The following is a 13,705-nucleotide window of genomic DNA, read 5'->3' as shown; positions in this document are numbered from 1 at the left end:
TAGCTTACGGCTTCGCCGGCGTCTCGGTTGCCGTCTTGCCGGACGGGTTACCGAAGTACCGGAAGAAATCCGAGTCCGGCCGCAGCAGGAAGCGGGTGTCGCTCGCACGCAGCCCGTTCTCATAGGCCGTCATCGACCGGTAGAATGCGAAGAAGTCGGCGTCCTTGCCATAGGCTTCCGCAAACAGGCGGTTGCGCTCGGCATCGCCCGCGCCGCGGGTCTGCTCAGCCTGCGAATTGGCTTCCGCGATGATGACGGTCGCCTCACGGTCGGCCTTGGACTTGATCTCCTGAGCCTTCTGTCCACCCTGTGCACGGAACTCGGCGGCCTCGCGCTCACGCTCGGTCTTCATGCGCAGATAGACTGCCTGGCTGTTCTGTTCCGGCAGGTCGGCGCGGCGTATCCGGACGTCGACGACCTGGATGCCGTAGCCGTCGGCCTCGCGATCGAGCTGGTCGCGGATGCGCAGCATCAGCTTCTCGCGGTCGTCGCGCACCACGTTGATGAAGGTGACCTCGCCGAGCACGCGGCGCAGCGCCGCGTTGAGGAGCGTGGTGAGCTGGATGTTGGCGGCCTGGATCGAGCCGACGCTCTGATAGAAGCGCAGCGCGTCCTTGATGCGATAGCGCGCGAAGGCATCGACCACGAGCCGCTTCTGGTCGGACGCGATCGCTTCCTGCGACGGGTTCTCCAAGTCGAGGATCCGCTTGTCGATGTTGATCACCGAATTCCACGGTGCCTTGAAATGCATGCCGGGCGCGGTGACGACGTCGACGGGCCTGCCGAACTGGAGCACGATGGTCTGCTCCGTCTGCTGCACCGTGAACAGCGACATATAGGCCACGATCAAGACCAGGAGCAGCCCGAGCAGCGTGGCGAAACCTGTAACCGGAGACCTCATCGGCTGCCTCCGCTCGACTGCGGACCGGTCATAGGTGTCCGCTTGGGCGCGAGTTCGGGAAGCGGCAGGTAGGGCACGACGCCTTGGCCTGAGGGGCCGCCGTCATAGACGAGCTTGTCGGCGCCGCCGAGCACGCGCTCCATCGTCTCCAGGTAGATCCGTTCGCGCGTCACGTCGGGCGCCTTCTTGTATTCGTCGTAAATCTTCAGGAAGCGCGCGCTCTGGCCCTTGGCCTCGGCAACCGCCTGCTCCTTGTAGCCTTCGGCATCCTGCAGGATCTTGGCCGCGCGTCCGCGCGCCTGCGGCACGACTTGGTTGGCGTAGGTCTGCGCTTCGTTCTGCAACTGCTCCTGATTGGCGCGCGCCGCCTGCACGTCGCGGAAGGCATCGATCACTTGCGCCGGCGGATCGACTTTCTGCATCTGCACCTGGGTGATCTGAATGCCCGCTCCGTAGCTGTCCAGGGTTCGCTGGATCAGTTCCTGCACACCCTGCTCGGTGACGTTGCGCGCTCCGGTCAGGATCGGCTGGATCTGCGAGCGGCCGATCACCTCGCGCATCGCGCTCTCGGCGACCGCCTTCACGGTGCCTTCGGGATTCTGGATATTGAAGAGGAAATCGCCGACGCCGTCCGGCTTGATGCGCCAGAGCACGGTGAAGTCGACGTCGACGATGTTTTCGTCGCCGGTCAGCATCAGGCTCTCTTCCGGGACGTCACGTATGGAGCGGCCGCGACGCGCCGGATCTTCGATCAGCGTCATACCGATGGAGATGGTGTTGACGCGCAGCGCCTTGGGCAGCAGCACTGTCTCGATCGGATAAGGCAGATGATAGTTCAGGCCCGGCTGCACGGTGCGGACATGCTTGCCGAAACGCAGCACGACACCGAGTTCTTCGGACTGCACGCGGAAGAAGCCCGACAGCAGCCAGAATGCGACGATCAGCAGGATGATCAGCGTGATGCCGATGCCGGAGAAATAGCCACCCGGCATGATCTGCTGGAGGCGGTCCTGGCCGCGCCGCAGAAGATCCTCCAGATCCGGCGGCCTCGGCCCGACCGGTTGCGGACCTGAGCCCCATGGTCCCTTTGGACCCGAGCCCCATGGGCCACCGCCCTGATTCTTCCACGGCATTCGACGCTCTCCTCGGCAGGGTGGAATTGCCCCCGCCCGCTTTGTCCGGTCCGGCTTTATAGGGGACAGGCAGGTCCCTTACAACGCGGCCTTGGCCATCTTCCGAGCTATGCTTGGGCACGAAAAAGTCAATGTAAACATTAACGAATGCGGTTAATGGCCCGCCCGCCGACGATATGTCACATAGGAGAAGTCGGCGCTGTCGTCGGGCCCGGCGGGATGACGGACGCGGGTCACCTCGTCCCACTCCGCCTTGTCGATGTCGAAATGCGTGTCACCGTCGGGCCGCGCATGCACTTCGGTGATTTCGAGGCGATCGGCGCGAGCGAGCCATTGCCGAAAGATCTCGGCGCCGCCGATCACCGCGACCTCAGTGACCGAACGCCGCAGGGCATCGCCGCGCGCAACCGCGTCCGCATCCGCCGCCGATGTCGTGACGATGGCACCTGCGGCGCGATAGGCCGCATCGCGCGTGATGACGATATTGGTGCGGCCCGGCAGGGGACGGCGGGGCAGGGATTCGAAGGTCTTGCGGCCCATGATCACCGGCTTGCCTATCGTGAGCGCCTTGAAGCGCGCCATGTCGGACTTCAATCGCCACGGCATCGCATTGCCCGCGCCGATGACGCCGTTCTCGGCGATGGCGACGACGAAGACGATCTCCATCAGGGCGCACTCCCGGCAAGCCGCGTCAGCGCCGGCCCGGTGACGCGGCACAGCGTCCAGTCGTCCATCATGACCGCGCCGAGCGATTTGTAGAACGCGATCGACGGCGCGTTCCAGTCCAGCACCGCCCATTGCAGACGCGACCAGCCGTTCTCGACGCATTCCCTGGCGAGATAGGCCAGCAGCGCCTTGCCGAGGCCCCTGCCCCGATGCGACGGCCGCACGTAGAGATCTTCGAGGTAGATGCCGTGGCGGCCGCTGAAGGTGGAGAAATTCGCAAACCACACCGCGAAGCCGACCGGCTCGCCGTTCCACTCGGCGATCGCGCAATAGAGCTGCGGTCTCTCGCCGAACAGCGCCTCCGCAATGTCAGCCTCGGTCGCCTCGACCTGGTGCGAAAGCTTTTCGTACTCGGCGAGCTCGCGGATGAACGCAAGAACGAGCCCGGATTCGCCGGAGCGCGCGCGGCGGATGTTGACCGACATCTGCGCTAGACCGCGACGTCCGCCTTGATATGCGGATGCGGATCGTAGCCGACGAGTTCGAAGTCCTCGTAGCGGAACGAGAAGATGTCCTTCACATCAGGGTTGATCCGCATCACCGGCAGCGCGCGCGGCGCGCGGGTGAGCTGAAGCCGCGCCTGCTCCAGATGGTTGGAGTAAAGGTGGGTGTCGCCGAGCGAGTGCACGAAGTCGCCGGGCTTCAGGCCGGTGACCTGCGCGACCATCATGGTGAGCAGCGCGTAGGAGGCGATATTGAAGGGCACGCCGAGGAAGACGTCGGCCGAGCGCTGATAGAGCTGGCACGACAGCTTGCCGTTCGCGACATAGAACTGGAACAGCAGGTGGCACGGCGGCAGCGCCATCTTCTCGACGTCGGCCGGATTCCAGGCCGTGACGATCAGCCGGCGGGAATCTGGAGTGCGCTTGATCATGTCGACGACATTGGCGATCTGGTCGATGCTGCGCCCGTCGGCCGTGGGCCAGGAGCGCCATTGATGGCCGTACACCGGGCCGAGATCACCATTGGCGTCCGCCCATTCGTCCCAGATGGTGACGCCGTTGTCGCGCAGATATTTGATGTTGGTGTCGCCCTTCAGGAACCAGAGCAGCTCGTGCACGATCGCCTTCAGCGGCAGCCGCTTGGTGGTCAGCATCGGGAAGCCGGCGGACAGATTGAAGCGCATCTGGTGGCCGAACACCGAGAGCGTGCCGGTGCCCGTCCGGTCGGTCTTCTCGGCGCCGTCCGAAAGAATCCGCTCGAGCAGGTCCTGATACTGGTGCATGTGCCAAAAACCTCAAGAAGACGGGAGCCTTCGGGGAGGCGGCGAACTTAACGGCCACCCCCGTGCTGCGACAGCGGCGATTCGCTGCTCCCATCGATTATACCCGGAAAAATGAGTGTTCCCGGCACAAACGACAAGGGCGGAACCGACGTCCCGCCCTTCTGCCTATCAGCTTGATTGCGTTGCCTAAGTTGCCGGCTTGAGCACCGGGGTCCACTTCGCGATCTCGCTCTTGACCAAGGCTGCCAGCGCCTCCGGCGTGCGGTCCGCACGAGCCGGAATGACGCTGCCGAGCTCGAGCAGGCGCTTGCGCACGGTCTCGTCATCGAGCGCCTTGACGGCCGCAGCGTTCAAGCTCGCCACGATTGCAGGCGAGGTTCCCTTCGGGGCGAACATCGCGTTCCAAGCCTGGGCCTGGAACGTCGGCAAGCCCGCTTCCGCCGTCGTCGGCACGTTCGCCAGCGACGGATTGCGCTCTGGTGTTGCGATAGCATAGGCCTTGATCGTGCCGGCGTTGATCTGCGGCACGGCATTGACGATCTGGTCGCACATGTAATCGACTTGGCCCGCCACCAGCGCATTCATCGCGGGGCCCGTGCCATTGAAGGGCACGCCGACCGGCTTGACGTTGAGGATCGAGTGCAGCAGCTCGCACGAGACGTGCGAGACCGAGCCGACGCCGGCATGCGCGGCGTTCACCTTCTCGGCATTCGCCTTCACATAGGTGACGAACTCCTTGAGGTCCTTCGGCGGCAAGTCCTTGCGCGCGAGGATCAGGATCGGCGTGCCCGCGAGCAGCGCGATCGGCTCGAAATCCTTCTCGGGATGATAGGCGAGCTTCGGATAGAGCGGCACCGATGCTGCATGGGTGCCCATGTGGCCGGTGATCAGCGTGTAGCCGTCATTGGCCGCGCGCGCAGCGCGTGTGGTCGCGGTGGTGCCGCCGGCACCGACGACATTCTCGATGATGATGCTTTGTCCCAGCGTCTGCGCCATGTGCCCGGTGACGATGCGCGCGATCACGTCGGTCGGGCCGCCGGCCGCGAAAGGCACGATCGTGGTGATGCTGCGCGTCGGGTAGATTTGCGCCTCAGCCGGCGCAGCAAAGGCGCCCAGCGATGCGAGCGCTACGGCACATGCGCCCGCGAGCGCGCGAATGAAGGTCATGTCGATCCCCTGTAATCCCTTTGGGCCACAAACAAAATGCCGGCCCAAAGGCCGGCATTTTCATTTCACGAAGCCGTCACTCAAGTCGATTCGACTTCCGAATGCGGCGCGCGGACGCAGGGCGGCGTTCAATTCTCGGATTCGGTGAATACCTCGTCACGCTTGGCGCGTAACACCGGTAGCACCGTAAGGACAAGCAGGCTCGCCGCGACCGCCAGCAGCACCGCCGACAACGGACGCGTCAGGAACACGCTCCAGTCGCCGCGCGAGATCAGCAGCGCCCGGCGCAGGTTCTCCTCCATTAGCGGTCCGAGCACCATGCCGAGCAGCAGCGGGGCCGGCTCGAAATCGTGCTTGATCAGCCAGTAGCCGACGAGACCGAACACGCCGGCGAGGATGACGTCGACCGGCGCGTTGTTCACCGAATAGATGCCGATCGCGCAGAAGATCACGATCGAGGGGAACATCAGCCGGTACGGCACGCGCAACAGCCGCACCCAGATTCCGACCAGCGGCAGGTTGATGATGATCAGCATCAGATTGCCGATCCACATCGAAGCGATCATGCCCCAGACGAGGTCGGGCTGCTTCTGCATCACTTGCGGACCGGGCACGATGCCGTGGATGGTCATCGCGCCCACCATCAGCGCCATCACCGCGTTCGGCGGGATGCCGAGGGTGAGCAGCGGGATGAACGAGGTCTGGGCTGCGGCATTGTTGGCGCTCTCCGGGCCGGCCACACCCTCGATCGCGCCGCGACCAAAGCGCGACGGGTTCTTGGCGAGCTTCTTCTCGAGCGTATAGGCCGCGAACGAGGCGATCACCGCCCCGCCGCCCGGCAGAATGCCGAGGATCGAGCCGAGCACGGTGCCGCGCAGGATCGGCGGCGTCGAGTCGGCCAGATCCTTCCTGGTCGGCATCAGGCCGGTGATCTTCTGCTGCACGAGGTCGCGGTTCATCTCGGCGCCGTGGTCGAGGTTGCGGATGATCTCGGCAAAGCCGAACACGCCCATCGCCACAGTCGCAAAGCCGAGGCCGTCGGCGAGCTCCGGAATGTTGAAGGCCATGCGCGAGGCGCCGGTCTCGATATCCGAGCCGACCATCGACAGCAAAAGGCCGAACACGATCATCGCGATCGCCTTCAGCACCGAGCCCTTGGCGAGCACGACCGCGAAGATCAGGCCGAGCACCATCAGAGAGAAATACTCGGCCGGACCGAAGGCCAGCGCGAGCTTCGTGAGCGGCGCGCCGAGGATGGCAATCAAGACGGTCGCGACGCAGCCGGCAAAGAACGAGCCGATCGCGGCGATCGCAAGCGCCGGGCCGGCGCGACCCTGCTTCGCCATCTGGTGACCGTCGATGGCGGTGACGACCGACGTCGCCTCACCGGGTATGTTGACCAGGATCGACGTGGTCGAGCCGCCATATTGGGCGCCGTAATAGATGCCGGCGAGCATGATCAGTGCGCCGACCGGCGGCAGTCCGAAGGTGATCGGCAGCAGCATCGCGACGGTCGCGATGGTGCCGATGCCCGGGAGAACGCCGACCAGCGTGCCGACCAGGGCGCCGATCAGGCACATCAGGAGGTTGATCGGGGAGAACGCGACGGCGAAGCCGTGAGCGAGGTTGGCAAAGATATCCATCACGCCCTCACTGGATCAGGAAACGCGGAAACATCGGCATCGGCAGCCCGAGCACGTAGGGGAACAGGATTGCGCAACCGAGCGTCAGGCAGGCGCCGACGATGGCCGCTTCCAGCCAGCGCGTCTCGTGCGAGCCCGTCGCCGCGATCATGAAGCTGGCGAAGGCGGTGGCCACGAGGCCCAGCGACCGGATCGCAAGCGCGAAGAAGAGGATCGCCGCCATCACGAACAGCGGTCCACGCCAGGAATAATGGGCGAGCGCCGCTCCCTCGGTCACGAGGCCCGTCAACGCGATGCCGGCAGACAGGGCGACCAAGAGCCCACCGAACATACGTGGCGCGGTGCCCGCACCGAAGGAGAAGCCACGCATGCCCTGCAGGTCGCTCCCTGCCCACAGCGCGAACAGGGCAACCGCCATGAGGACGACGCCTCCGACATAGTCCTGGGCCGACCGGATCGTCATGAACAGCGTGAGGATCGCCACCACGAACAGCGGGTAGGAATAGATCAGCGCGAGCAGCACCTCGGACGATGCCTTCTTTGTGCCTCCACCGAACGAACCGAATATGGCACTGGGCGCGCCGGCGAACAGCGCCGTCGCGTGACTGGTGACGACCGCCGCCGGGCCGCGGCCGGCGCCCCAGCCGAAGATCGTCCCGATCGACCAGATCAATTCGAAAATCTGCGGCGCAATCGCCAGCAGACAAAAGCCGAGCGCCAACCGGGTGTTTCGGGTGGCTGTCGCTGAGTGGCCCATCGTGTCGGCCATGCCTGTCTCCTCCGCGACCCGTAAGTCACGAGCACTGTTGTTCTAAATCGGCTGGAACTGGATACCCCGCCCGGATCACTGCCTAGCGATTTTCATCACACAATGCCAGCAAAACCCAACACGCCTCCAGCGAGCAAGAGCCAGAGTGGATTGATGCGCGAGACCGATGCGATTACCGCAACCATCTCGGGCACCGCAGCCGTAGGGCCGCCGGTGCGAACAGCGACACCGGCGTTGCTCGACAATCGCCGAACCCGGCCAGCGACATCCGGGCGAGGGCCAGAAACAGCGCGACGAGGCCTAGGCGCGCGTGGCGAGATCGTCTGGACGGCCGGTCCTGGATCTGTGGACATGCCAGGAGCTTAGAACCCGGATCAAGCCGCGACCAAACGACCCGGAGCCGATTCCGAGGAACCGCAGTCAATTCGCTCGAAACCCCTGTTTTTCGAAAGCTTTGCCCCCTATATTAGCCGTGCCGGTTCGCCGGCTATGGAAATAAACGGTCGTCGCAATAAACCATTCGGACCCGGGGGCGGTACCCGGCGCCTCCACCAAAGCCCACCATCGGGCATCCCCGGAAGCGGGCTTTGGCGGGGGCGAAATAGGATCGACGAGGGCGTAAAGGGCGAACTTTTTCCCGGTATTGTTCCGCCGTTATCGGGCTACTGCAATAGTTGCCAACGACAACTTTGCTCCGGTTGCTCAGGCTGCGTAACGCAGTTTGAAAGACCACTCTAAAGTCCTAGCGGGTTAAGCTCCGCTAGGCGGGGTTCGGAGGCACCTGGCAACAGAAGCCTCCACTTTAACTCTTTAGATTTCTTCCCCGGCGGGGACTCCTGCTCATCCGTCAGGCGCGGTACTATTGCGGCTTGACGAGTCGGGCCGGCAGGGTCTGGCTTCGGGGATGCAACAGGACCACCATGGCGACCGATCATATCCGATACGATGTGCTGGCCCGCGACGCGCTGCGCGGCGTGCTGCGGAAGGTGCTGACCGATGCCGCAGCCCATGGCTTGCCGGGCGAGCACCATTTCTTCATCACCTTCGTATCGAAGGCCGAGGGCGTGAAGTTGTCGCCGCGGCTGCTCGCGCAGTATCCGGACGAGATGACGATCATCCTCCAGCACCAGTTCTGGGACCTGACCGTGCTCGAGGACCGCTTCGAGGTCGGCCTGTCCTTCGGCGGCATTCCGGAACGGCTGGTGGTGCCGTTCAGTGCCATCAAGAGCTTCCTCGATCCGTCCGTGAAGTTTGGCCTCCAGTTCGACACCTCCGACGTCGCCGAGGTCGCACCCGAGAATTTGCCGGCAGCGCCCGCGCCGTCGGCCGTATCGGTCCCGGCACCTGCCATGGAAAAGACAGAAGCTGCCGATGAACCGCCCCCGCCGAGCCAGGGCGGCGCCGAAGTCGTGCGGCTCGATCGTTTCCGCAAGAAATGATCTAGGTTGGGCCCGAGCCCGTCGCACACGGCCTAACTGCCTGTATAGAGAAGCACATGAAAAGGCCGCGCGGCGTTTCGCGCGGCGGAATGGATGTGCTCATGGCCAAAGCTTCCCGCTCGAAGACCGCCCGCCCCGCGACCCGCACCGAGACCGACAGCTTCGGTGCGATCGAGGTGCCCGCCGATCGCTACTGGGGCGCCCAGACCGAGCGTTCGCGTCAGAATTTCCGCATCGGCACGGACCGCATGCCGATCTCGCTCGTGCATGCGCTCGGCATCGTCAAGCTCGCCGCCGCGCAGTCCAACCTCGAGCTCGGCCTGCTCGACCAGCGCCGCGCCAATGCCATCATCCGCGCCGCGCGCGAGGTGATCGAGGGCAGGCTGGACGATCATTTTCCGCTTGTCGTGTGGCAGACCGGCTCCGGCACGCAGAGCAACATGAACCTCAACGAGGTGATCGCCAACCGCGCCAATGAGCTGCTCGGCGGCGAGCTCGGCGCCAAGAAGCCGGTCCATCCCAACGACCACGTCAACATGAGCCAGTCGTCGAACGACTCGTTTCCGACCGCGATGCACATCGCGGCCGCAAGCCGCATCAATGCCGATCTCGTCCCGGCCCTCGGCGAGCTGCTGCGCGCGCTGCGCAAGAAGGAAAAGGACTTTTCGCAGATCGTGAAGATCGGCCGCACCCATACCCAGGATGCGACGCCCCTGACGCTGGGCCAGGAATTTTCCGGCTATGCCGCGCAGGTCGAAAGCGGCATCGCCCGGCTCAAGGTCGCGGTGAAGGACCTTTATCCGCTGGCGCAGGGCGGCACTGCCGTCGGCACGGGCCTCAACTCGAAACCGCGCTTTGCAAGACTGTTCGCAAAGCACGTTGCCGGGATCACGAAGCTTCCCTTCACCAGCGCCGCCAACAAATTCGAGGCGCTGGCCTCGAACGACGCCTATGTGCTGGCGCACGGCGCCATCAATTCGGTCGCGACCGGCTTGTTCAAGATCGCCAACGACATCCGCCTGCTCGGCTCCGGCCCGCGTTCGGGCCTCGGCGAATTGATCCTGCCGGAGAACGAGCCGGGCTCCTCGATTATGCCGGGCAAGGTCAATCCGACGCAGTGCGAGGCGATGACCATGGTGTGCTGCCAAGTGTTCGGCAATCACACCGCCATCACCGTCGCCGGCAGCCAGGGCCATTTCGAGCTCAACGTCTACAAGCCGGTGCTGGCCTACAACATGCTGCACTCGATCCGCCTGCTGGCGGACGCCGCACGCTCCTTCACCGAGCATTGCGTCAGCGGCATCCGCGCCGACGAAAAGCGCATCAAAGAGCTGATGGAGCGGTCGCTGATGCTGGTGACGGCGCTGGCTCCGAAGATCGGCTACGACAACGCCGCCAAGGTCGCCAAGACGGCGCATGCCAACGGCACCACGCTGAAGGAGGAGGCGCTGCGGCTCGGCTTCGTTTCGGCGGAGGAGTTCGACCGCCTGGTACGCCCGGAGAAGATGACCAGCCCGGGATAAATTCCGATAGGCTCCGTAATGATACGGACGCTCGGCGCCCAAAAATATGCGGCTTTGCTGGCGGGATTTGATTACCGTCAATGTTGCGGCGGGGCGGGGTGCTACGCAGCCCTCTGCCCTCGAGGGGGCGAAATCATCGTTTCATACCCCAAGGGGCCGATTGACGAGGACGAGCGAATGGCGATCAAGTCTTGCAGGGCGCAACGCGGCACCCTGTTTCTGAATGTTTCATCCTACCTGAAGAGGAGCGGATGATGGAGACGCGGCATGGGGAACGTCATCAACCTGAATCGTTTCAGGAAGCGCGCCCAGCGGGAAGCCTCGGCGAAGCAGGCGGACGCCAACCGGGCGAAATTCGGGCGCACGAAGGCGGAACGGTCGGCGGAGGAGAAGCGGGCGGACCAGGCCAAGGAGCATCTGGACCAGCACCGGATCGATCGCGAGGAGCAGCCATGAAGTCGCCGGTCGTGAAACGATCGATCGTCGTCGCCGGTCACAAGACCAGCGTCAGCCTGGAAGAGGCGTTCTGGAACGGCATGAAGGAAATCTCCGGCCTGCGCAACATGACGTTGTCCGAGCTGGTCGGCGAGATCGACAACAACCGCCAGCAGGGCAATCTGTCGTCGGCGATCCGTCTCTTCGTCCTGGACTACTTCAAGAGCCGCGCCATGGCTGCCCAGCCGGACAAGGTCCCGGCGCAATAGCCGTCAGGGGGCGTCCTCGACGGCGCCCCGGCCTCTGCACTTTAAAATCACTCTAAGATGCAGCTTCGGCGGGCGCGCGCGCTTGACCTCAATGCCCTGCGTTGAAAATACAGGGCATGACCGACACCACTGACACGCGTTCGCATATGCCGCTGGGTCTGGCCCAGCGTGGCTATACCGGCGTCATCCAGCACCTTGCCGCCAAGCAGGCGGGCTCGGCGCTCTCGGATGTCGAGCTCGAGAGCCGCCTGATCGAACTCGGCTTCGTCGAGGGCGCCCGGGTCGAGATCTTGCATGAGGGGCTGGTCGGGCGCGACCCGATCGCCGTGCGGGTCGACAGCATCACCATCGCGGTCCGCCGTCGCGAAGCCATGGCCATCATCGTCGCTTAGACCGCGACGGGACGCCTTATCCCGGGCCTTGATACATGGAATTACCCCTGCTGCATCTCGCCCTGGTGGGCACGCCAAACAGCGGCAAGACCTCGCTGTTCAACGCCCTCACCGGCAGCCGGCAGAAGGTCGCGAACTATCCCGGCGTCACCGTCGAGCGCAAGGAAGGCTTCTTCGTCACCCCCTTGGGGCGCCAAGTCTCGGTGGTCGACCTGCCCGGCACCTACTCGCTGCGCGGCCGCAGCCCTGACGAGGAGATCACCCGCGACTTCGTGCTCGGCAAGGCCACCGGCGAGACGGTGCCCGACCTCGTGCTATGCGTCGCCGATTCCACCAATCTGCGCCTGACCATCCGCCTGCTGCTCGAGCTCAAGCGCACCGGACGGCCGATGATCCTCGTGCTCAACATGTTCGACATCGCGAGCCGCCGCGGCGTCACGGTCGACGTCGTGCGGCTCGCCAAGGAGCTCGGGGTGCCCGTGGTCACTTCGATCGCGGTGCGCAAGGGCGGCACGGCCGACCTGCTGGCGCTGACCGACGAGATCTCGGCCAAGCTTGTCACTGAGGCACAGGAGAACAGCTGGCGCGCGCTCAGCGTCAGCGAATTGCGCGCCACCCAGCGCGAGGCCGACCGCATCATCGCCGACTGCGTCAGCCTGCCTGCCAGCCCCGACACCTGGACAGCGCGGATCGACGCCGTGGTGCTGCATCCAGTGGGTGGCCTCATCGTGCTCGCGCTGATCCTGTTCGTGATGTTCCAGGCGGTGTTCGCCTGGGCGCAGCCGCTGATGGAGTTGCTGCAATCCGGCTTCGAAGCGCTGGGCGAACTGGTCCACAACGCCCTGCCCGACGGCCTGTTGCAGAGCTTCCTTCAGAACGGCGTGATCTCGGGCGTCGGCAGCGTGATCGTGTTCCTGCCGCAGATCATCATCATCTTCCTGTTCATCCTGCTGCTGGAAGATTTCGGCTACATGGCGCGCGCCGCGTTCCTGATGGACCGCATCATGGGCGGCGCCGGCCTGCACGGCCGCGCCTTCATTCCGCTCTTGTCGAGCTTTGCCTGTGCCATTCCCGGCATCATGGCGACGCGCGTGATCGACAACAAGCGCGACCGGCTGACCACGATCCTGATCGCGCCGCTGATGACCTGCTCCGCGCGCATTCCGGTCTACACGCTGATCATCTCTGCCTTCATTCCCGCCAGGGACGTCTGGGGCTTCATCAACCTCCAGGGCCTCGTGATGTTCGGCCTCTACGCCATCGGCATCGCCAGTGCGCTGCTGGTGTCGTTCCTGATCAAATTCTTCATGCTGCGCGACTTTGCGCCGGCGCCGTTCATGCTGGAGCTGCCGGACTACAAGGTGCCGCGGCTGAAATCGATCGCGATCGGCATCTACACCCGCGCCAAGATGTTCCTGGTGCGCGCCGGCACCACGATCTTCTCGATGATGGTGCTGATCTGGTTTCTGGCCTCGTTCCCGCAGCCGCCGGCAGGCAGCACCGAGCCCGCCATCGACTTCAGCCTGGCGGCGATGATCGGCAAGTCGCTCGCGCCGCTGCTCGCGCCGGTCGGCTTCAACTGGCAGATCGCGGTCGCGCTGATCCCCGGCATGGCGGCCCGTGAGGTCGCGGTCGCAGCCCTCGGCACCGTCTATGCGATCGAAGGCGGCAAGGAAGCGGCCGAGCAGATCGGCCAGGTGCTGGCGACCAAATGGTCGCTCGCAACCGCCCTGTCGATGCTGGCCTGGTACATCTTCGCCCCGCAATGCGCCTCCACGCTCGCCGTGATCCGGCGCGAGACCGGAAGCTGGGGATGGATGGGTGCGACCTTCACCTACATGCTGGTGCTGGCTTATGCGGCGAGTCTCGTGACGTACAACGTCGCGGTCGCGCTGGGGGCGGGCTAGCGCCTTCCAGAACAAAAACTGCGAAAACAACCCCATGCACAGTAGACGGGGGTTGTGAAATCAATGGGTTACCCGCAGGCAAGAAATCATTCGACCGTAGCCCGGATGGAGCGCAAGCGAGATCGGGGGGAGTACGTCAGAGTTCAAGATTCCCCGATTGCGCTTCGCTCCATCCG

14 protein-coding genes and 1 other RNA gene are annotated in these 13,705 nt (G+C 64.5%); 7 read left to right on the top strand and 8 right to left on the bottom strand.

Annotation, left to right across the window (positions count from 1 at the left end):
• Positions 1 to 4: 4 nt before the first annotated feature.
• The 8 genes from hflC to P6U29_RS12880 form a co-directional block, all read right to left on the bottom strand.
• Complete coding sequence (gene hflC / locus P6U29_RS12915) at positions 5 to 901, bottom strand: protease modulator HflC (RefSeq protein WP_407117941.1); 897 nt, start codon at positions 899 to 901, stop codon at positions 5 to 7.
• Positions 898 to 2,034 (bottom strand): FtsH protease activity modulator HflK, encoded by a 1,137-nt coding sequence (hflK, locus tag P6U29_RS12910; protein ID WP_129144000.1) that lies wholly within the window; start codon positions 2,032 to 2,034, stop codon positions 898 to 900. Before hflK ends, hflC begins: the two co-directional genes overlap by 4 nt.
• Positions 2,035 to 2,187: 153 nt before the next feature.
• Positions 2,188 to 2,700, bottom strand: a complete 513-nt coding sequence (locus P6U29_RS12905; RefSeq protein ID WP_407117940.1) for a dihydrofolate reductase — start codon at positions 2,698 to 2,700, stop codon at positions 2,188 to 2,190.
• Positions 2,700 to 3,185 (bottom strand): GNAT family N-acetyltransferase, encoded by a 486-nt coding sequence (locus P6U29_RS12900; RefSeq protein ID WP_407117939.1) that lies wholly within the window; start codon positions 3,183 to 3,185, stop codon positions 2,700 to 2,702. Before P6U29_RS12900 ends, P6U29_RS12905 begins: the two co-directional genes overlap by 1 nt.
• A gap of 5 nt (positions 3,186 to 3,190) precedes the next feature.
• Positions 3,191 to 3,985, bottom strand: a complete 795-nt coding sequence (locus P6U29_RS12895; RefSeq protein ID WP_407117938.1) for a thymidylate synthase — start codon at positions 3,983 to 3,985, stop codon at positions 3,191 to 3,193.
• Positions 3,986 to 4,171: 186 nt separating this feature from the next.
• Positions 4,172 to 5,152, bottom strand: a complete 981-nt coding sequence (locus P6U29_RS12890; RefSeq protein WP_407117937.1) for a tripartite tricarboxylate transporter substrate-binding protein — start codon at positions 5,150 to 5,152, stop codon at positions 4,172 to 4,174.
• A gap of 128 nt (positions 5,153 to 5,280) precedes the next feature.
• Positions 5,281 to 6,795 carry a tripartite tricarboxylate transporter permease gene (locus P6U29_RS12885; protein ID WP_407117936.1) on the bottom strand — a complete coding sequence of 505 codons (1,515 nt, stop codon included), beginning with the start codon at positions 6,793 to 6,795 and terminating at the stop codon, positions 5,281 to 5,283.
• Between the two features lie 7 nt (positions 6,796 to 6,802).
• Positions 6,803 to 7,564: a tripartite tricarboxylate transporter TctB family protein gene (locus P6U29_RS12880; RefSeq protein ID WP_407117935.1), complete on the bottom strand. Its 762-nt coding sequence runs from the start codon at positions 7,562 to 7,564 to the stop codon at positions 6,803 to 6,805.
• A gap of 435 nt (positions 7,565 to 7,999) precedes the next feature.
• Between P6U29_RS12880 and ssrA the strand changes: the two genes are divergently transcribed.
• From ssrA to P6U29_RS12845, 7 genes are all read left to right on the top strand, one after another.
• Positions 8,000 to 8,366, top strand: a transfer-messenger RNA (tmRNA) gene (ssrA, locus tag P6U29_RS12875).
• 118 nt (positions 8,367 to 8,484) lie between these two features.
• Positions 8,485 to 9,003 (top strand): SspB family protein, encoded by a 519-nt coding sequence (locus P6U29_RS12870; protein WP_407117934.1) that lies wholly within the window; start codon positions 8,485 to 8,487, stop codon positions 9,001 to 9,003.
• A gap of 89 nt (positions 9,004 to 9,092) precedes the next feature.
• Entirely contained in the window at positions 9,093 to 10,526 is a 1,434-nt protein-coding gene (gene fumC, locus P6U29_RS12865; RefSeq protein ID WP_407119308.1) for a class II fumarate hydratase, read from the top strand.
• A 267-nt stretch (positions 10,527 to 10,793) separates the two neighbouring features.
• Positions 10,794 to 10,982 carry a DUF4169 family protein gene (locus tag P6U29_RS12860; RefSeq protein ID WP_407117933.1) on the top strand — a complete coding sequence of 63 codons (189 nt, stop codon included), beginning with the start codon at positions 10,794 to 10,796 and terminating at the stop codon, positions 10,980 to 10,982.
• On the top strand, positions 10,979 to 11,230 hold the full coding sequence (locus tag P6U29_RS12855; RefSeq protein WP_025038043.1) for a ribbon-helix-helix domain-containing protein: 252 nt from the start codon (positions 10,979 to 10,981) through the stop codon (positions 11,228 to 11,230). The genes P6U29_RS12860 and P6U29_RS12855 overlap by 4 nt, the downstream gene beginning before the upstream one ends.
• Positions 11,231 to 11,346: 116 nt before the next feature.
• Positions 11,347 to 11,622 carry a ferrous iron transport protein A gene (locus P6U29_RS12850; protein ID WP_407117932.1) on the top strand — a complete coding sequence of 92 codons (276 nt, stop codon included), beginning with the start codon at positions 11,347 to 11,349 and terminating at the stop codon, positions 11,620 to 11,622.
• A 35-nt stretch (positions 11,623 to 11,657) separates the two neighbouring features.
• Positions 11,658 to 13,529: a ferrous iron transporter B gene (locus tag P6U29_RS12845; protein WP_407117931.1), complete on the top strand. Its 1,872-nt coding sequence runs from the start codon at positions 11,658 to 11,660 to the stop codon at positions 13,527 to 13,529.
• Positions 13,530 to 13,705 lie beyond the last annotated feature (176 nt).

This window comes from Bradyrhizobium sp. LMG 9283, from assembly GCF_045571415.1.
GTDB lineage: Bacteria > Pseudomonadota > Alphaproteobacteria > Rhizobiales > Xanthobacteraceae > Bradyrhizobium.
Note: the sequence above shows the minus strand (reverse complement) of the source record. Positions and strands in the feature narration are given on the sequence as shown.